The organism is Streptomyces auratus (assembly GCF_050433025.1).
In the GTDB taxonomy this organism is placed as follows: Bacteria; Actinomycetota; Actinomycetes; order Streptomycetales; family Streptomycetaceae; genus Streptomyces; species Streptomyces sioyaensis.
This window is the reverse complement of the sequence record NZ_JBNGCB010000003.1, coordinates 1,515,890-1,533,473: the sequence shown is the minus strand read 5'-3', so window position 1 is coordinate 1,533,473 and position 17,584 is coordinate 1,515,890. Positions and strand designations below refer to the sequence as shown.

At 71.9% G+C, this 17,584-nt stretch carries 16 protein-coding genes; 3 read left to right on the top strand and 13 right to left on the bottom strand.

All coding sequences use genetic code 11. The features are described from left to right. Positions 1–66: 66 nt before the first annotated feature. From truB to rimP, 7 genes are all read right to left on the bottom strand, one after another. Positions 67–1,047, bottom strand: coding sequence for a tRNA pseudouridine(55) synthase TruB (truB, locus tag BKA18_RS26460; protein WP_366047344.1), 981 nt, complete (start codon positions 1,045–1,047; stop codon positions 67–69). Then, positions 1,044–1,499, bottom strand: coding sequence for a 30S ribosome-binding factor RbfA (gene rbfA, locus BKA18_RS26455; protein ID WP_006602773.1), 456 nt, complete (start codon positions 1,497–1,499; stop codon positions 1,044–1,046). The genes truB and rbfA overlap by 4 nt, the downstream gene beginning before the upstream one ends. A 65-nt stretch (positions 1,500–1,564) precedes the next feature. Further along, positions 1,565–1,858 (bottom strand): DUF503 domain-containing protein, encoded by a 294-nt coding sequence (locus BKA18_RS26450; RefSeq protein ID WP_366047345.1) that lies wholly within the window; start codon positions 1,856–1,858, stop codon positions 1,565–1,567. Between the two features lie 235 nt (positions 1,859–2,093). Further along, positions 2,094–5,207 carry a translation initiation factor IF-2 gene (infB, locus tag BKA18_RS26445; protein WP_366047346.1) on the bottom strand — a complete coding sequence of 1,038 codons (3,114 nt, stop codon included), beginning with the start codon at positions 5,205–5,207 and terminating at the stop codon, positions 2,094–2,096. Positions 5,208–5,370: 163 nt separating this feature from the next. Further along, the gene (locus BKA18_RS26440; protein WP_078568605.1) at positions 5,371–5,667 is read right to left on the bottom strand and encodes a YlxR family protein; all 297 of its coding nucleotides are present in this window, start codon (positions 5,665–5,667) and stop codon (positions 5,371–5,373) included. A gap of 136 nt (positions 5,668–5,803) precedes the next feature. After that, positions 5,804–6,802, bottom strand: coding sequence for a transcription termination factor NusA (gene nusA, locus BKA18_RS26435; RefSeq protein ID WP_129250727.1), 999 nt, complete (start codon positions 6,800–6,802; stop codon positions 5,804–5,806). Positions 6,803–6,804: 2 nt separating this feature from the next. Beyond that, positions 6,805–7,347 carry a ribosome maturation factor RimP gene (gene rimP, locus BKA18_RS26430; RefSeq protein WP_366047347.1) on the bottom strand — a complete coding sequence of 181 codons (543 nt, stop codon included), beginning with the start codon at positions 7,345–7,347 and terminating at the stop codon, positions 6,805–6,807. A gap of 160 nt (positions 7,348–7,507) precedes the next feature. On the opposite strand from rimP, the gene BKA18_RS26425 reads away from it, so the two are divergent. The 3 genes from BKA18_RS26425 to BKA18_RS26415 are packed head-to-tail and all read left to right on the top strand — an operon-like array spanning position 7,508 to position 9,556. Next, complete coding sequence (locus BKA18_RS26425) at positions 7,508–8,032, top strand: hypothetical protein (RefSeq protein ID WP_366047348.1); 525 nt, start codon at positions 7,508–7,510, stop codon at positions 8,030–8,032. A 49-nt stretch (positions 8,033–8,081) separates the two neighbouring features. Continuing rightward, positions 8,082–8,597 (top strand): ferritin-like domain-containing protein, encoded by a 516-nt coding sequence (locus BKA18_RS26420; protein WP_366047349.1) that lies wholly within the window; start codon positions 8,082–8,084, stop codon positions 8,595–8,597. A 47-nt stretch (positions 8,598–8,644) separates the two neighbouring features. Further along, the gene (locus BKA18_RS26415) at positions 8,645–9,556 is read left to right on the top strand and encodes an aminoglycoside phosphotransferase family protein (RefSeq protein WP_366047350.1); all 912 of its coding nucleotides are present in this window, start codon (positions 8,645–8,647) and stop codon (positions 9,554–9,556) included. Between the two features lie 60 nt (positions 9,557–9,616). Here BKA18_RS26415 and BKA18_RS26410 read toward each other — a convergent pair whose 3' ends face one another. The 6 genes from BKA18_RS26410 to dxr form a co-directional block, all read right to left on the bottom strand. Beyond that, the gene (locus tag BKA18_RS26410) at positions 9,617–11,326 is read right to left on the bottom strand and encodes a proline--tRNA ligase (protein WP_366047351.1); all 1,710 of its coding nucleotides are present in this window, start codon (positions 11,324–11,326) and stop codon (positions 9,617–9,619) included. Positions 11,327–11,917: 591 nt separating this feature from the next. Next, positions 11,918–12,472: a GNAT family N-acetyltransferase gene (locus tag BKA18_RS26405; RefSeq protein WP_366047352.1), complete on the bottom strand. Its 555-nt coding sequence runs from the start codon at positions 12,470–12,472 to the stop codon at positions 11,918–11,920. 43 nt (positions 12,473–12,515) lie between these two features. Beyond that, entirely contained in the window at positions 12,516–13,361 is an 846-nt protein-coding gene (locus BKA18_RS26400) for a GNAT family N-acetyltransferase (protein WP_006602784.1), read from the bottom strand. A gap of 173 nt (positions 13,362–13,534) precedes the next feature. After that, the gene (gene ispG, locus BKA18_RS26395) at positions 13,535–14,692 is read right to left on the bottom strand and encodes a flavodoxin-dependent (E)-4-hydroxy-3-methylbut-2-enyl-diphosphate synthase (RefSeq protein ID WP_006602785.1); all 1,158 of its coding nucleotides are present in this window, start codon (positions 14,690–14,692) and stop codon (positions 13,535–13,537) included. 172 nt (positions 14,693–14,864) lie between these two features. Then, positions 14,865–16,166, bottom strand: coding sequence for a M50 family metallopeptidase (locus tag BKA18_RS26390; protein ID WP_147248426.1), 1,302 nt, complete (start codon positions 16,164–16,166; stop codon positions 14,865–14,867). Then, entirely contained in the window at positions 16,163–17,437 is a 1,275-nt protein-coding gene (gene dxr / locus BKA18_RS26385) for a 1-deoxy-D-xylulose-5-phosphate reductoisomerase (protein ID WP_366047353.1), read from the bottom strand. Before dxr ends, BKA18_RS26390 begins: the two co-directional genes overlap by 4 nt. Positions 17,438–17,584: the final 147 nt, after the last annotated feature.

Sequence of the window (17,584 nt, the reverse complement as noted above, 5' to 3'; positions counted from 1 at the left end):
GCCGGGCCCGGAGCGTCTCGCACGCTCCGGACCCGGCCACGGTGCACGGCCCCCTCGGGCCGTGCCTCAGACCTCGAACACCGCCAGGCTCTTCGCCTTCCCGCCCTGGTTCTCCACCAGCGCCAGGAACCGGCCGTCCGGCCCGAACGCCGCGACCGGGCCGTCGCCCTCGAACCGCGGCATCGCGATCCGCGCGCCGTTGAGCAGCAGCCGCGCCTGCGCCTCGGCGACGTCCCAGCGGGTGAACGCCGCGGCGGCCGCCTCCCCGAGCGGCATGACCGGCAGGCCCTCCCCCTCGGTGTCGTCCACCGCGGCCTGGAGCTGTTCGAGCGTGCGCGCCCGGTCCAGCTTGTACGGGCCGACGCGGGTACGGCGCAGCGCGGTCAGATGGCCGCCGACCCCGAGCCCGGCTCCCAGATCGCGGGCCAGCGCGCGGATGTAGGTACCCGACGAACACTCGACGGAGACCAGCAGATCGGTCACCGGGGTGCCGTCCTCGGCCTCGGTTTCGTGCGCGGAGTGCAGCACGAACGAGGAGACGGTCACCGGGCGGGCCGGGATCTCCACGTCCTCGCCGTCGCGGACCCGCGAGTACGACCGCTTGCCGTCGATCTTGATGGCGCTGACCTTCGACGGGACCTGCATGATCGCGCCGGACAGCCGGGCGATTCCCGCGTCGATGTCCTCGCGGGCGAGGCCGTGTGCCGCCTTCGACGCGGTGATCTCGCCCTCGGCGTCATCGGTGATCGTCGTCTGGCCGAGCCGGATCGTGCCGACGTACTCCTTCTCCGTCAGCGCGAGATGGCCGAGGAGCTTGGTGGCCCGCTCGATGCCCAGGACGAGCACGCCCGTCGCCATCGGATCGAGCGTGCCGGCGTGCCCGACCCGACGGGTGCGCGCCATGCCGCGCATCTTCGCCACCACGTCGTGCGAGGTGAAGCCGGCGGGCTTGTCGACGATGACAAGGCCCGCCGGCCGCCCACCACCCTTGCCGGAGCGCGCAGCGCGCTCGCCCCTCTCGATGGGCTTGTTGCTCTCACGCTTCATTCTGCCGCGGTGCCCTCGTCGTCCTCGTCCTCGCCCGGCTTGCGGTACGGGTCGGCCTCACCGGCGTACTGGGCGCCCGAGGAGACCTCGCGCACCTTGGCGTCCTCGGCCCGTGCCTTGGCGAGCAGGTCATCGATCGTCTTGGCGTTCTCCGGCAGGGCGTCCGCCACGAAGGCCAGGGTCGGCGTGAACTTCGTGCCGGCCGCGGCGCCGACCGCGGAGCGCAGGATGCCCTTGGCGCTCTCCAGCCCGGCGGCGGCACTGGCACGGTCCTCGTCGTCTCCGTAGACCGTGTAGAAGACCGTAGCCTCCCGCAGGTCGCCGGTGACCCGGGTGTCCGTGATGGTCACATGCGAACCGAGCCGCGGGTCCTTGATGCCGCGCTGCAGCTTCTGGGCGACCACCTCCCGGATGAGGTCCGCCAGCTTCTTCGCCCGCGCATTGTCGGCCACTGGTCCGTCTCCTTCTTTCTTCCACAATTGTGCTTCCACCGGCGGCGAGCTGCCCGTACCTCAGGTCAGTCGTCGTCGCCGTGCAGCCGCCGGTGTACCGACAGCAGCTCCACTTCGGGCCGTGCGGCGACCAGGCGCTCGCAGCGGTCCATGACATCGGTGAGATGCCCCGCGTCTCCGGACACCACCGCCAGGCCGATCCTGGCCCTGCGGTGCAGATCCTGGTCCCCGATCTCGGCGACGCTCACCGCGAATTTGCGGTGCAGCTCGGCGACGATCGGGCGGACGACGGAGCGCTTCTCCTTCAGCGACCGTACGTCGCCGAGAAGCAGGTCGAAGGACAGCGTCCCTACGTACATGCAGTGCGGGTCAAGCCGACCCGTGAGGCCTCGTATTCGGTAAGCCCTGCCGATATTTGGCAAGAACACAAGAACGGTACACGCAACATCGGACACCGATCGACGGGATTACTTTGCGTAGGCCCGAGGGGGCGGTGGGTGAGCGCATCGGGCCGTCAGTCCACCGCATCCTCGAAAACAGCCGGGGCCGGCCGGCGGAGCAGAACTCCGCCGACCGGCCCCGGTCTTTGCGTGATCAGCCGCGCGGCTTCTCCCGCATCTCGTACGTCGCGATGACGTCGTCGATCTTGATGTCGTTGAAGTTTCCGAGGTTGATACCGCCCTCGAAGCCTTCGCGGATCTCGGTGACGTCGTCCTTGAAGCGGCGCAGACCCTGGATGTTGAGGTCCTCCGCGACCACCTTGCCGTCGCGGATGAGGCGCGCCTTGGTGTTGCGCTTGACCTCGCCGGAGCGGATGAGCACACCCGCGATGTTGCCGAGCTTGGACGAGCGGAAGATCTCGCGGATCTCCGCGGTACCGAGCTCGACCTCCTCGTACTCCGGCTTGAGCATGCCCTTGAGGGCCGCCTCGATCTCCTCGATCGCCTGGTAGATGACCGAGTAGTACCGGACGTCGACGCCCTCGCGCTCGGCCATCTGCGTGGCACGGCCTTCGGCGCGCACGTTGAAGCCGATGACGATCGCGTCGGAGCCGGACGCCAGGTTGATGTCGGTCTCCGTGACCGCACCGACGCCGCGGTGCAGCACCCGGATGTCGACCTCTTCGCCGACGTCGAGCTGGAGCAGCGAGGACTCCAGGGCCTCGACGGAACCAGAAGCGTCACCCTTGATGATGAGGTTGAGCTGCTGGACCTCGCCGGCCTTGAGCACCTTGTCCAGGTCCTCCAGGGACACCCGGCGGGTGCGCTTGGCGAAGGCGGCGTTGCGCTCGCGCGCCGCGCGCTTCTCGGCGATCTGACGGGCCGTACGGTCCTCGTCGACGACCAGGAAGTTGTCGCCGGCGCCCGGGACGTTGGTCAGACCCAGGACCAGGACGGGGGTCGACGGACCCGCTTCCTCGACGTTGTTGCCCTTGTCGTCGAACATCGCACGGACACGGCCGTACGCGTCGCCGGCCACCATCGTGTCGCCGACGCGGAGGGTACCGCGCTGGACCAGGACGGTCGCCACGGCACCGCGGCCGCGGTCGAGGTGTGCCTCGATCGCGAGACCCTGGGCGTCCTGCTCGGCGTTGGCCCGCAGGTCCAGCGCCGCGTCCGCGGTGAGGACCACGGCCTCCAGCAGGGACTCGATGTTCTCGCCCTGCTTGGCGGAGATGTCGACGAACATGGTGTCGCCGCCGTACTCCTCGGCCACCAGGCCGTACTCGGTCAGCTGACCGCGCACCTTGGTCGGGTCGGCGCCCGGGACGTCGATCTTGTTGACCGCGACCACGATCGGCACCTCGGCCGCCTTGGCGTGGTTCAGGGCCTCGATCGTCTGCGGCATGACACCGTCGTTGGCCGCCACCACGAGGATCGCGATGTCGGTCGACTTGGCACCACGGGCACGCATGGCGGTGAACGCCTCGTGACCGGGGGTGTCGATGAAGGTGATGCGCCGCTCTTCTTCGTTGACCTCGGTCGCGACCTGGTAGGCACCGATGTGCTGGGTGATGCCGCCGGCCTCGCCCGCGATGACGTTCGTCTTGCGGATCGCGTCGAGCAGCCGGGTCTTACCGTGGTCGACGTGACCCATGACGGTCACCACCGGCGGACGCGCGACGAGCATCTCCTCGCCGCCCTCGTTCTCACCGAAGTCGATGTCGAAGGACTCCAGGAGCTCGCGGTCCTCCTCCTCCGGGCTGACGATCTCGACGACGTAGTTCATCTCGTCGGCGAGCAGCTGGAGGGTCTCGTCGGAGACCGACTGGGTCGCGGTGACCATCTCGCCGAGGTTCAGCATGACCTGGACCAGCGACGCCGGGTTGGCGTTGATCTTCTCCGCGAAGTCCGTCAGCGAGGCACCGCGCGACAGGCGAACCGTCGCACCGTTGCCGCGCGGCAGCATGATGCCGCCGACCGACGGGGCCTGCATGGCCTCGTACTCCTGACGCCTCTGCCGCTTCGACTTGCGGCCACGACGCGCCGGACCGCCGGGACGGCCGAACGCACCCTGCGTGCCACCACGGCCACCGGGACCGCCCGGACGACCGCCGAAGCCGGGACGACCGCCGAAGCCGCCGCCACCACCGGGGCCACCGCCACCGGGACGACCGGCGAAACCGCCGCCGCCACCCGGACGACCGCCGCCACCGCCACCGGGACGACCGGCGAAACCGCCGCCGCCACCGGGACGACCGCCGCCACCACCGGGACGACCGGCACCCGCGGGACCGCGACCGCCGCCGCCACCGGGACCCGGACGCGGGCCGGCTGCGGGACGCTGCGGCATCATGCCCGGGTTCGGACGGTTACCGCCGCCGCCACCGGGACGGGGACCGCCGGGAGCGGCACCCTGCGGACGGGGCATACCGCCCGGGGTCGGACGGGCGCCGCCCTGACCCTGCGGACGGGGACCGCCCTGGCCACCGGCCTGCGGACGGGGACCGCCGGGGCCGCCCTGGCCGCCGGGACGCGGGGCGCCACCGGGACGCGGGGCCTGCGGACGGGCCATGCCCGTCGAGCCACCGGAGGTGAAGGGGTTGTTGCCCGGACGGGGGCCGGACGGACGGGCACCGGGACGCGGGCCCGGACGCTCGCCACCGGGACGCGGAGCGTTACCGCGGCCCTGACCACCCTGGCCGCCCTGACCGGACGCCGGACGGGCCGGACGCGGGCCGGGGGTGGCACCGGGACGGGGAGCCGACTGACCGGCGGCGGGAGCGGCCGGCGCGGACGGCGGAGCCTGGAACTCGGGCTGCGCGGGGGCGGCCGGAGCGGGCTTGGGTGCCGCAGCCTTCGGGGCCGGCGCGGGGCGCGGACCCGGCGTCGGGCCGGCGGCGGGAGTGCTCTTGGGTGCTGCGGGGGCCTGCGGCGCCTCGGCGGCGGCCGCCGGGGCCGGAGCCGGAGCCGCGGGGCCCGGCTTGGGGGCGCCGCCCGGCTTCGGGGCAGCAGGACGGGACGCCTGCGCCGGGGACGGCGCGGACGGCTTCGCGGGGGCCGCCTTGCGCGGCGCCGCGGGCTTGCCGGCGGCGCGGCCGTTGCCGCTGCCTGCCTGGAAAGCGTCGGTCAGCTTGCGCACGACCGGCGCCTCGATCGTCGAGGACGCCGAACGGACGAATTCCCCAAGCTCTTGGAGCTTGGCCATGACGACCTTGCTCTCGACGCCGAACTCCTTGGCGAGTTCGTATACCCGGACCTTAGCCACTTCGCTCCTTCTAGGTCCGGGTTGTCCACCGGACCGTCGCTACTTCATGGGCGTACTCATCGCGTACTCATCGAGTGCTCATCGCAATCTCGACCTACTTCCGACTCGCGAGGTACCTGACCGCACGGTTTTCCGTGCGCTGTGCGTTTCTTGCTGCTGTGCCTTATTGCAACGGCGGCTGCTCGACGGGCGTCCGCTCGAGGAACCGACGGAGTTCCGTGGTGTCGAACGGCCCCCGGGCCCGGTAGGCCCGGTTGAACGCCCGGCGGCGAACCGCCAGGTCGAGGCAGACCGGTGTCGGGTGCACGTACGCACCCCGGCCGGGCAGCGTACCGCGAGGATCGGGGACACAGTCACCCTCGATCTCCACGATGCGCAGCAAATCGCCCTTGGCCGCTCGCTCCCGGCATCCCAGACAAGTGCGCTCAGGGCATGCGCGGGCATGCGTCCGGCCAGACACTGCTTAAGTCTACCTCCCCGTGGCGGCCCGACCCCGCTGGGGTGAAGGCCGAACGGCTGCTCAGAATTCCCTGCCGGGCGCCGCGGCACCACCGATTTTCCGGGGCCGCGACGCCCGCCGGCTACGCCGCGTGTACTCAGTCCTGCGCTGCGTGCTCGGTGTCCGGGCGGATGTCGATCCGCCAGCCCGTGAGGCGGGCGGCGAGCCGGGCGTTCTGCCCTTCCTTGCCGATGGCCAGCGACAGCTGGTAGTCGGGGACGGTGACCCGGGCGGAGCGCGCCGCCAGGTCCACGACCTCGACCTTGCTGACCCGGGCCGGCGACAGCGCGTTCGCCACCAGCTCGGCCGGGTCGTCCGACCAGTCCACGATGTCGATCTTCTCGCCGTGCAGCTCGGCCATCACGGCGCGTACCCGGCCGCCCATCGGGCCGATGCAGGCGCCCTTGGCGTTCAGGCCGGAGCGGGTGGACCGCACCGCGATCTTGGTGCGGTGGCCGGCCTCGCGGGCGATGGCGGAGATCTCCACCGAGCCGTCCGCGATCTCCGGGACCTCCATGGCGAAGAGCTTCTTCACCAGATTGGGGTGGGTGCGCGACAGCGTCACCGACGGGCCGCGGACACCCTTGACCACCCGTACGACGTACGAGCGCAGCCGGGTGCCGTGGGCGTAGTCCTCACCGGGGACCTGTTCCTGCACCGGCAGGATGGCCTCCAGGCGGCCGATGTCGACCAGGACGTTCTTGGGGTCCTTGCCCTGCTGGACGACGCCGGTGACGACATCGCCCTCCCGTCCGGCGTACTCGCCGAAGGTGATCTCCTCCTCGGCGTCCCGCAGCCGCTGCAGGATGACCTGCTTGGCGGTGGTCGCCGCGATCCGCCCGAAGCCGGAGGGGGTGTCGTCGAACTCGCGGGGCTCCTCGCCCTCCGCCAGGTCCGTGAGGTCCTCGGCGTTCTCCTTCGCCCACACCGTCACATGACCGGTGTTGCGGTCCAGTTCCACCCGCGCCCGCCGGCGGCTGCCCTCGGTGCGGTGGTACGCGATGAGGAGGGCCGACTCGATCGCCTCGACCAGCAGGTCGAACGAGATCTCCTTCTCCCGCACCAGCCCCCGCAGGGCACTCATGTCGATGTCCACGGCTACGCCTCCTCCTTGTTCTCGTCGATCTTCTCGTCCTGCTGCGCGTCGCGCTTGTCGGACTTGCTCTTGAATTCCAGCTCGACGCGCGCCTTGGCGATCTCGTCGAAGGAGACCCGGCGGGCGGTCGGCTTGCGGCCCTTGACGCCCGGCACCTCAAGATCCAGTCCGCTCTCGTCCACCCCGGTGATCCGGGCCACCAGCTCGCCGGCGCCTGCCTGCGCGGTCAGTTGGACCTTGATGAGGCGGCCGACGGCGCGGCGGTAGTGCCGCAGCTCGGTCAGCGGCCGGTCGGCGCCCGGTGAGGTCACCTCAAGGGTGTACGGGGCGCCGCCCATCACATCGGAGTCGTCCAGGACCTGGGAGGCCTCGCGGCTGAGCTCGGCACACTCGTCCAGCTGGACGCCCTCGTCGGAATCGACCACGATCCTCAGCACCCGCCGCTTGCCTGCCGGTGTCACCTCGATCTCTTCCAGATCCAGGTCTCGCGCGGCGACGAGCGGTTCAAGCAGTCCGCGCAGCCTCTCGCTCTGGGTCGTGCTCATCCGGGTGACTCCTCGGCCGCGTGTGCTGTTGTGGGTGGGTCGCGTGTCGGGTCAAAGCCTATCGGTTCCGGCGGGGTACTGACGATTCGGTGGGTGGTCACGGATACTCTCGCCTGCGGTGATCACTACGAAAGACCCCGGGAAGTGCAACGTGCCGAAAGTGCCGCTCACGCGCAGAAGGACCCTGCTGGCCGGCGCCGCCCTCGGGGGCGTGGCGCTGCTCGCCGGCTGCGCCGAGGACGACGGCCCCGGCGGGCGGGAACATTCCTCCGCCGCGGACCGGCTGCGCGAGCGCTCCGCCCGCGACAGCACGACCCTGCTGGCCCGCTATGACGCGACGCTGCACGCACATCCGGCGCTGGAGCCGCGGCTGCGCCCGCTGCGCGGCGAAGTCGCCCGGCACGCCGAGGCGTTGGGCGCGGACCGCACCGCCCCCGAGGACCCGGCACGCGACGCCGGTGCGCCCTCGTCCGCGCCGTCACCGCGCGCCGCCCGGCCGTCCGCTCCCCCGGTTCCCCAGGACGAGCGGGCCGCCCGCGCGGCGCTCGCCGACGCGGAGCGCACCCTCGCCGACACCCGCACCAAGGCGCTGACCGCCGCGCCCCCGGAGCTGGCCCGGCTGCTCGCCTCGGTCGCGGCGGCCGGGGCGGCACATGCGTTTCTGCTGGCGGAGCCGGCCCGATGACGGGCACCGGACGGCACGGCGGAGCACGGACCAGCGAAGGGGCGTACACATGAGGGCCGCAGCGGTTCACCGCAAAGACGGGCAGCAGGACGACGACGGGCACGGTGAGCTGACGGCGGTGCAGGCGGCGCTGGCCGCCGAGCATGCGGCGGTGTACGGCTACGGCGTGGTCGGCGGGCGGATCACCGGCGACCGGCGCAAGGAGGCGCAGGAGGCGTACGACGGACATCGCGCACGCCGGGACGCACTGCGCCGGGTGGTGCGCGACCTGGGCGGCACCCCGCAGGCCGCGGCCGCCGCCTATGAGCTGCCCTTCCCGGTCCCGGACGCGGCCGCCGCGGTCCGGCTGGCGGCGGAGCTGGAGGACCGGCTAGCCGCCGTCTACGCCGATCTCGTACGGGCCGGCGGCACGGCCCGGCGCAGGGAGGCGGCGGCCGCACTGCGGGAGGCGGCGGTCCGGGCGGTGCGCTGGCGCGGCAGCGGCGTAGCCTTCCCTGGGCTTGCGGAGCGGGCCGCGGCCGCCGCTCCGTCCGGCTCCGCGAGCGCCGCCGCGGGCGCGCTCTGAACGACGGCCGCCGCGCGGTCTCCGCCCAGGAAAAGGACAGCTCAAGCATGGCAACAGCACCCATCGAACCGCCGCAGCGGTTGGTGAGTTCGCTGAGCGGCGATCCGGACGGTGCGGTGCGCGAGTGGCTCGCGGCGCTCCCGACCCTGGTTCAGCAGCGGCTGGACGCCTGGCAGCTGACGCTGGAACGGGTGCAGGCCCCCGGTGGCCGCAGCAGTCTGCTCGCCCTCGTACGGCAGCAGGACGGGACGCCCGCGGCGCTGAAGCTGACGGTGCCGGGGCGGGTGTCCGCGCACGAGGCGGCGGCGCTGGAGGCGTGGGACGGCTGGGGCGCGGTACGGCTGCTGCGGTCCGACGACGCCGGCGGGGCGCTGCTGCTGGAACGGCTGCAGGGCGCGGTGTCGCTGCGGGCGCTGCCGGAGGCGAAGGCGCTGCTGGAGGCGGCCGGGACGGTGCGGCGGCTGTGGGTGCCGGCCAAGGCGGGCCACCCCTTCGAGACACTGGCCGGGCGCACCGAAGAGGCCGCGGTGGCGCTGCGTACGGCCGGGTCCCTGACCCGGGCCGCCGGACCGCTGGTCGAGCAGGCCCTGGAGCTGCGGCGCACCCTGCCGGCCGGGTCCGACGAGCAGTTCCTGCTGCACGGCGCGTTCCGGCAGGGCAAGGTGCTGGCCGGTGAACGGGCGCCCTGGCTGGCGGTCGGCCCGTCGCCGGTGGTCGGCGAGCGGGCCTACGACCTGGCGGCGCTGGTGCTGGACCGGTTCGAGGATCTGATGGCCGGGTCGGGCGCGGCCCCGGCGGCCCGCCGCCGGGTGGCCAAGCTGGCCGACTCCCTGGAGGTGGACCGCGACCGGCTGCGCGACTGGACGCTGTACCGGGCGGTGGACACCGGCGTACGGGAGGTGGCCGCGGGCGCCCGCCAGCGGGGCGAGCTGCTGCTGGAGTTCGCGGCCTGGCTGTAGTGGACGGACGAACGGGCCGGCCGGGGTGGGTACCCCGGCCGGCCCGTTGCCCTACGGTCCCTACGCGCTGAGGCGGGCGACGGCCTCCTCGACCGTCAGCTCCTCGCGCTCGCCGGTACGGCGGTCCTTGACCTCGACGACGCCCTCGGCGGCACGCCGGCCGGCGACCACGATGGCCGGCACGCCCAGCAGTTCGGCGTCGGTGAACTTCACGCCCGGCGAGACCCCGGCCCGGTCGTCGACCAGGACCCGCAGGCCTGCGGCGCCGAGCCGCTCGCCGACCTCCAGGGCGAGCTCGGTCTGCTTGGCCTTGCCGGCCGCGACGACATGCACATCGGCCGGCGCGACCTCGCGCGGCCAGCACAGGCCCTTCTCGTCGTGCGACTGCTCGGCGAGCGCAGCCACCGCACGGGAGACGCCGATGCCGTACGAGCCCATGGTGACCCGGGCGGGCTTGCCGTTCTGGCCGAGCACATCGAGCTCGAAGGCGTCGGCGTACTTGCGGCCGAGCTGGAAGATGTGGCCGATCTCGATGGCGCGGTCGATGCGCAGGCCGGTGCCGCACTTCGGGCAGGGGTCACCGGGCTCGACGACGACCACGTCGAGGTACTCGTCGACCTCGAAGTCCCGGCCCGCGACGACGTTGCGGGCGTGCTTGCCCTCCTTGTTGGCGCCGGTGACCCAGGCCGTGCCGGGCGCGATCCGCGGGTCGGCGAGGTAGCGGAAGGCCTTGCCGGCCAGGCCCTGCGGGCCGACATAGCCGCGGACGAGCTCCGGCCGGTCGGTGAAGTCCTCGGCGGTGACCAGCTCGACGGTGGCCGGTGCGAGGTGCTCGCCGAGCTTGCCGAGGTCGACCTCGCGGTCGCCGGGCACGCCCACCGCGACGATCTCGCCGTCGACCTTGACCAGGAGGTTCTTCAGGGTCGCGGCGGCCGGCACGTCGAGGAACTCGGCGAGCGACTCGATGGTCGGGGTGTCGGGGGTGTCCAGCTCCTCGACGGGGCCGTGCCCGGAGCCGTCGGCCGGCGCGACCTTGACGGTCACGGCCTCGGTGTTGGCGGCGTAGTCGCACGCCGGGCAGTCCACGAAGGTGTCCTCACCGGCCGAGGCCGGGGCCAGGAACTCCTCGGAGGCCGAGCCGCCCATCGCGCCGGAGACGGCGGAGACGATGCGGTAGTCCAGGCCCAGACGCTCGAAGATCTTCTGGTACGCCGCGCGGTGCAGGGCGTAGGACTGCTCCAGCCCCTCGTCGGTGGTGTCGAAGCTGTACGAGTCCTTCATCTGGAACTCGCGGCCGCGCAGCACACCGGAGCGGGGGCGGGCCTCGTCGCGGTACTTGGTCTGGATCTGGTAGAGGATCACCGGCAGGTCCTTGTAGGACGTGCACTGGTCCTTGACCGTGAGGGTGAAGATCTCTTCGTGGGTGGGGCCGAGGAGGTAGTCGGCACCCTTGCGGTCCTTGAGCCGGAAGAGCAGGTCGCCGTACTCCTCCCAGCGGCCGCTGGCCTGGTAGGGCTCCTTGGGCAGCAGGGCCGGCAGCAGGACCTCCTGGCCGCCGATGGCGTCCATCTCCTCCCGGACGATGCGGGAGACGTTCTCCAGGACCTTCTTGCCCAGCGGCAGCCACGTCCAGATGCCGGCGGAGGAGCGGCGGACGTACCCGGCGCGGACGAGCAGCTTGTGGCTGGCGGTCTCGGCGTCGGCCGGGTCGTCGCGCAGTGTCTTGATCATCAAGCGGGACATGCGCTGGACCTGTGCGGCGTGGGCCATGGGAGATTCTCCTGCGTAAGAAAGGTGACTCCCTGGAGGTTAGCCGTAGGGGTCTCTCCGGCGGAAATGCGATACCGCTGCGCTTGGCCTTCATTCCCACGTTGTCGGCCTTCCCGCCGTGGGAGTTTCTCGCCGTTTGCGCTGTGCGGCGCACCCCGCGTTTTCGGCGTTCCCGCCGTGGGAGGTTCCCACCGTTGCGCTTTGCGGCGCGCCGCACGTGGTCGCCTGGCCCGCCGCGGGTGTTTGTCGCCGTTGCGCCTGCGGCGGGCTGGTTGCCGCTGCGCTGGCTGTTCGGCCGCGGGACCGGCCCTCCGGACTCCGTCCTGCGGTCCGCCCCCTCCCGTTGGGGGTGGAAGAAGACCGGTGGGGGCGGACCTCATCCCTCGACTGCACGCAGACGACGGCCGGGGCCCGCCCCCACCGGCCTGTTCCCACCCACTCACGGGAGGGGCCGCGCCGCAGGACGAAGTCCGGAGGAGCGGCACCGCACCCGACAAACCACGCCCGCCGCCAGGCGCAACGGCGATAAGCCACCACGGCGGGAAAGACAAAAACGTGGGGCGCGCCGCCAAGCGCAAGCGGCACGGCGGGTCAGCCGACAACGTGGGAAGAAGGCCGCATCAGCGGCAAGCGCGCGCCCATCACCGCGTAAGGCGTAGGCGCGCTCGGGAAGAGCACGCGGCGGGCCAGGTCGTGGTAGCCGAGGGAGCGGTAGAGGCGGCGGGCGGGGCTTTCGGTGTCGATGGCGGAGAGGATGGAGCGTGGTTCGCGGGCCTCGTCGGTGAGGCGGGTGAGCAGGGCCCGGCCGATGCCGCGGTGCTGGTAGGCGGGGTGGACGTGCAGCTCGGTGATGGTGAAGGAGTTGTCGAGCCAGTGGTCGAGGGACGCGCTGCGCAGGTAGGGCTCGACGACCGTGGACCACCAGTGGGCGCGGTCGTTGGGCATGCCGTAGACGAAGCCGACCAGCCGGCCGTCGGGGGTGGTGGCGCCGAGGGCGCGGGCGCCGGGGCAGGCGAAGTGGCGCAGCACGATGTGCCGGCGGACGGCGGTCTCCTCGTCGCTCAGGCCGAAGGCGAGCGCTTGGACGGCCAGCGCGTCATCCACGCGGGCAGCGAGATCAAGGGGGCCGACCGCGACGTGATCCATGCCCGGAGCGTACAAGGCGGCGGGCGGGAACAGTACGGCGAGATCAGAACAGCACGCTCATGAACGCGCCGACCTCCTCGAAGCCCACCCGGCGGTAGGAGGCGCGGGCCGCGGTGTTGAAGTCGTTGACGTAGAGGCTGACGACGGGGGCGACATCGCTGAGGGCGTAGCGCAGCACGGCGGCCATGCCGGTCTCGGACAGGCCCTTGCCGCGGTGGGCGGGGTCGACCCAGACGCCCTGGATCTGGCAGGCCCGCTGGGTGGCGGCGCCGATCTCGGCCTTGAAGATGACCTTGCCGTTCTCTATGCGGGCGAAGGAGCGGCCGGCGCCGACGAGTTCGGCGACCCGGGCTTGGTAGAGGAGCCCGCCGTCGCCGGCCATCGGGGAGATGCCGACCTCTTCGGTGAACATGGCCACACAGGCGGGCATGATCAGGTCCAGCTCGTTCTTGCGGATCCGCCGGACGTCCGGGTCGGGGGCGATCTCGGCGGACGGTGCGGTGGTGACCATCAGCGGCTGGTGGGCGCGGATCTCGCGGGCCGGTCCCCAGTACGGCTCCAGGAGCGACCACAGCTCGGCGGTGGTGCCCGCGGGGCCGACGATGGACGAGCAGCGGCGGCCTTGGCGGCGGGCGCGTTCGGCGAAGCCGCGGACGGCCTCGGAGGTGGCGCAGACCGGGACGAGGTTGGCACCGGCGTAGCAGAGCGACTCCAGGCGCCCGCCGACGTACCAGCCCCACATCTCGCCGCCCAGCCGCCAGGGGTCGAGGCCGGCGATCTGGACGCGGGCGGCGACGAAGGCATTGGCGACCGGATCGCGGTCCAGGACCGCGAGGGCGTCGTCGAGCTCCCCGGGCTCGAGGACCTTGATGGCAGTGGTCGTCAGCACGTGTCGGACAGCCTCACCGTTACGGGCCTGGGAGGCCAGGCGGGAGCAGGTCCTGGCACTTTACCTCGCGCCCGCGGGGAGCACCCGGCCCCGGCGGGACGCATTGTTCCGGGCGGCCGAGAGCCCCGCGGCCCGGTGCGGGCGGCGGGGCTCGGCGGCTGCGGGAGGCGGTCTCAGCCTGCGGCGGAGACGACCGGGCTGCCGGAGGCGACGCCGTCCGCCTCCATCTGTGCGGCGATCTTCAGCGCCTCTTCGATGAGGGTCTCGACGATCTTCGACTCGGGGACGGTCTTGATGACCTCGCCCTTGACGAAGATCTGGCCCTTGCCGTTGCCGGAGGCGACCCCGAGGTCGGCCTCGCGGGCCTCGCCGGGGCCGTTGACGACGCAGCCCATGACGGCGACGCGCAGCGGCACCTCCATGCCCTCCAGGCCCGCGGTGACCTCGTCGGCGAGCTTGTAGACATCGACCTGGGCGCGGCCGCAGGACGGGCAGGAGACGATCTCCAGGCGGCGCTGGCGGAGGTTGAGCGACTCCAGGATGGAGATGCCGACCTTGACCTCTTCGGCGGGCGGCGCGGAGAGCGAGACGCGGATGGTGTCGCCGATGCCCTCGCTGAGCAGGGCGCCGAAGGCGACGGCGGACTTGATGGTGCCCTGGAAGGCGGGGCCGGCCTCCGTGACGCCGAGGTGGAGGGGGTAGTCGCACTGGGCGGCGAGCTGGCGGTAGGCGTTGACCATCACGACCGGGTCGTTGTGCTTGACCGAGATCTTGATGTCACGGAAGCCGTGCTCCTCGAAGAGGGACGCTTCCCACAGCGCGGACTCGACGAGCGCCTCGGGGGTGGCCTTGCCGTACTTCTGCAGCAGGCGGCTGTCCAGGGAGCCGGCGTTGACGCCGATCCGGATCGGGGTGCCGGCGTCGGAGGCCGCCTTCGCGATCTCCTTGACCTTGTCGTCGAACTGCTTGATGTTGCCGGGGTTGACGCGGACCGCGGCGCAGCCGGCGTCGATCGCGGCGAAGACGTACTTCGGCTGGAAATGGATGTCCGCGATGACCGGAATCTGGGACTTCCGGGCGATGACGGGCAGCGCATCGGCGTCGTCCTGGGTCGGGCAGGCGACGCGGACGATCTGGCAGCCGGAGGCCGTCAGCTCGGCGATCTGCTGCAGCGTCGCGCCGATGTCGGACGTGCGTGTGGTCGTCATCGACTGCACCGAGACCGGTGCGTCTCCGCCCACGGCGACCGTTCCGACCTGGATCTTGCGGCTGACCCGGCGGTCGGCAAGCTTGGTCGGTACGTCCGGCATTCCCAGTGAAATGGCAGTCATCTGGCGAGCAACCCCAAGGTGTGGATCTAGGCCCCGCATCGGCGGGCTCCGGCCTTCGAGGTTACGGCACCGGGGTTGCAGGAGGCACATCGTCCCCCCGTGGCACCACGAAAGGAGACGGCCGGACACCTCCAAACGCCACAGAGGTGCCCGGCCGCCGCCAAACCTGTTTTCAGGTCAGCTTCACCGGATTCACCACGTCGGCGACGAGCACCAGCAGGGTGAAGCAGATGAAGATCCCCGCGACGACGTAGGCGACCGGCATCAGCTTGGCGACGTCGAAGGGGCCGGGGTCGGGACGCCGGACGATCTTGGCGAAGGCCCGCCGGATCGACTCCCACACGGCCCCGGCGATGTGTCCGCCGTCCAGCGGCAGCAGCGGCAGCATGTTGAACAGGAACAGCGAGAGGTTGAAGCCGGCGACCAGGAAGAGCATGGTCGCCACCCGCTGCTCCGGCGGGATGTGCAGGGAGAAGACCTCGCCGCCGACCCGGGCCGCGCCGACCACGCCCATCGGGGAGTCCTGCTTGCGCTCGCCGCCGTTGAAGGCCGCGTCCCACAGGTCCGGGACCTTGCCGGGCAGGTTCACCAGCGAGGAGACGCCCTGCTCGACCATGTTGCCCATGCGGTCGACGGACTGGCCGAACGACTGCTGGACCACACCGCTTGCCGGGGTGAAGCCGAGGAATCCGGCGCTCACGAACTGGCCGGGCACATAGCCGCCGTGGCCGTCGGTCTTGGCGACCTTGTTCTCGATCAGGTCGGCGTGCAGGGTCGTGCGGGCGCCGTGTCGCTCGACGACGAGGGTGGCGGGCCCGGTGGTGTCGCGGATCTGCTGCTGGAGGGCGCCCCAGTCCGGGACGGCGCGCCCGTTGAACGACACGATCTTGTCGCCGGCCCGCAGGCCCGCGGCCTTGGCCGGGGAGTCCTTGGCGCCGGCCGGGCACTTGTCGGTCTTGGCGGCGGCCGAGATGACGCAGTCCGAGACGGAGCCGACCGACGTCGTCTGGGTGTTGATGCCGAAGCCCATCAGCACGCTCATGAAGATCACGACCGCCAGGATCAGATTCATGAACGGCCCGGCGAACATCACGATGACGCGCTTCCAGGGCTTGCGGGTGTAGAAGAGCCGCTTGTCGTCGCCGGGCTGCAGCTCCTCGAAGGCCGCCGAGCGGGCGTCCTCGATCATGCCGCGGAACGGCGAGGTGGAGCGGGCCTGGAGCTTTCCGTCGTCCCCGGGCGGGAACATCCCGATCATGCGGATGTAGCCGCCGAGCGGGACGGCCTTGATGCCGTACTCGGTGTCGCCCTTCTTACGGGAGAAGAGCGTCGGCCCGAAGCCCACCATGTACTGCGGCACGCGGATACCGAACATCTTGGCCGTGGAGAGATGGCCGAGCTCGTGCCAGGCGATGGAGAACAGCAGGCCGACGACGAAGACGACTATGCCGAGAATGGTCATCCAGGTCGTCATGCGCGAGCCTCCGAAGGTGTCCGTGCCGCACGGGCGGCCAGTTCGCGGGCGCGGGCGCGCGCCCAGGTCTCCGCCTCCAGGACGTCCGCGACCGTCAGGGAAGTTCCCTTCGAGGGCGTGCCGTGCTCGGCGACCACATCGGCGACGGTATCCACAATCCCTGTGAACGGCAGCCCGCCCTTGAGGAATGCCTCCACGCATTCCTCGTTCGCCGCGTTGAAGACGGCCGGGGCGGTGCCGCCCAGATCACCGACGTGGCAGGCCAGTGGGACGGACGGGAAGGCGGACCCGTCCAGCGGGAAGAACTCCCAGGTCTGGGCCTTCGTCCAGTCCACGCCCGGTGCGGCGTCCGGGACCCGCTCGGGCCAGCCGATGCCCAGCGCGATCGGCATCCGCATATCGGGCGGGCTGGCCTGGGCGAGCGTGGAGCCGTCGGTGAACTCCACCATCGAGTGGATGTAGGACTGCGGGTGGACGACGACCTCGATGCGGTCGAAGGGCACGTCGAACAGCAGATGCGCCTCGATGACCTCCAGGCCCTTGTTGACGAGGGTCGCGGAGTTGATGGTGACGACCGGGCCCATCGACCAGGTGGGGTGGGCCAGCGCCTGCTCGGGGGTGACACCGGCCAGCTCCCGCTTCGTACGGCCGCGGAACGGGCCGCCGGAGGCGGTGACGACGAGCTTGCGTACCTCGGCGCGCTCGCCGCCGGCCAGCGCCTGGAAGAGCGCGGAGTGCTCGGAGTCGACGGGGATGATCTGGCCGGGTGCAGCGACCGCCTTGACCAGCGGGCCACCGACGATCAGCGACTCCTTGTTGGCGAGGGCCAGCACCCGGCCCGCCTTCAGGGCGGCCAGCGTCGGGGCGAGGCCGATGGAGCCGGTGATGCCGTTGAGGACGGTGTGGCAGGGCGACGCGGCCAGTTCGGTGGCCGCGTCGGGGCCGGCCAGGATCTCGGGCAGCGGCTCGCCCGCGCCGTAGCGGTCCGCCAGCGCCGTGCGCAGCGCGGGCACCGCGTCCTCGCGGGCCACCGCGACGGCGGTCACCCGCAGCTGGTGCGCCTGCTCGGCGAGCAGCTCGACCCGGCCGCCGGCCGCGGAGAGCGCGGTGACCCGGAAGCGGTCGGGGTTGCGCAGCACGATGTCGATCGCCTGGGTGCCGATCGACCCGGTCGAGCCGAGGATCACCAGGGAACGGGGCCCGCGCGGGCCGTCCGGGTCGCCGGCGGCCGGCTCGAAGCGCAGATGCGGGTGGGCGAGGGAGTCCGTCATGGGGTCCATTGTGGCCGGTCGCCGGGGGGCGGTGGACACCAAGGGCGGGTCTTGCCGATCATGCCTCCCCTGGAGGCGCCCGGCACGCCCCGGGGCCGCCCCGGCGGATCACCGCCGGGGCGGCCCCGGGATGCGGGCCGCGTCCGG

Coding starts and splice junctions, on each gene's coding strand:
- BKA18_RS26405 (WP_366047352.1), bottom strand. CDS start 12,472: ATGGATCACGTCGCGGTCGGCCCCCTTGATCTCGCTGCCCGCGTGGAT.
- BKA18_RS26390 (WP_147248426.1), bottom strand. CDS start 16,166: ATGACGACCTGGATGACCATTCTCGGCATAGTCGTCTTCGTCGTCGGC.
- rimP (WP_366047347.1), bottom strand. CDS start 7,347: ATGAGCACGACCCAGAGCGAGAGGCTGCGCGGACTGCTTGAACCGCTC.
- BKA18_RS26450 (WP_366047345.1), bottom strand. CDS start 1,858: ATGTACGTAGGGACGCTGTCCTTCGACCTGCTTCTCGGCGACGTACGG.
- ispG (WP_006602785.1), bottom strand. CDS start 14,692: ATGACTGCCATTTCACTGGGAATGCCGGACGTACCGACCAAGCTTGCC.
- BKA18_RS26410 (WP_366047351.1), bottom strand. CDS start 11,326: ATGGCCCACGCCGCACAGGTCCAGCGCATGTCCCGCTTGATGATCAAG.
- BKA18_RS26420 (WP_366047349.1), top strand. CDS start 8,082: ATGAGGGCCGCAGCGGTTCACCGCAAAGACGGGCAGCAGGACGACGAC.
- BKA18_RS26415 (WP_366047350.1), top strand. CDS start 8,645: ATGGCAACAGCACCCATCGAACCGCCGCAGCGGTTGGTGAGTTCGCTG.
- dxr (WP_366047353.1), bottom strand. CDS start 17,437: ATGACGGACTCCCTCGCCCACCCGCATCTGCGCTTCGAGCCGGCCGCC.
- truB (WP_366047344.1), bottom strand. CDS start 1,047: ATGAAGCGTGAGAGCAACAAGCCCATCGAGAGGGGCGAGCGCGCTGCG.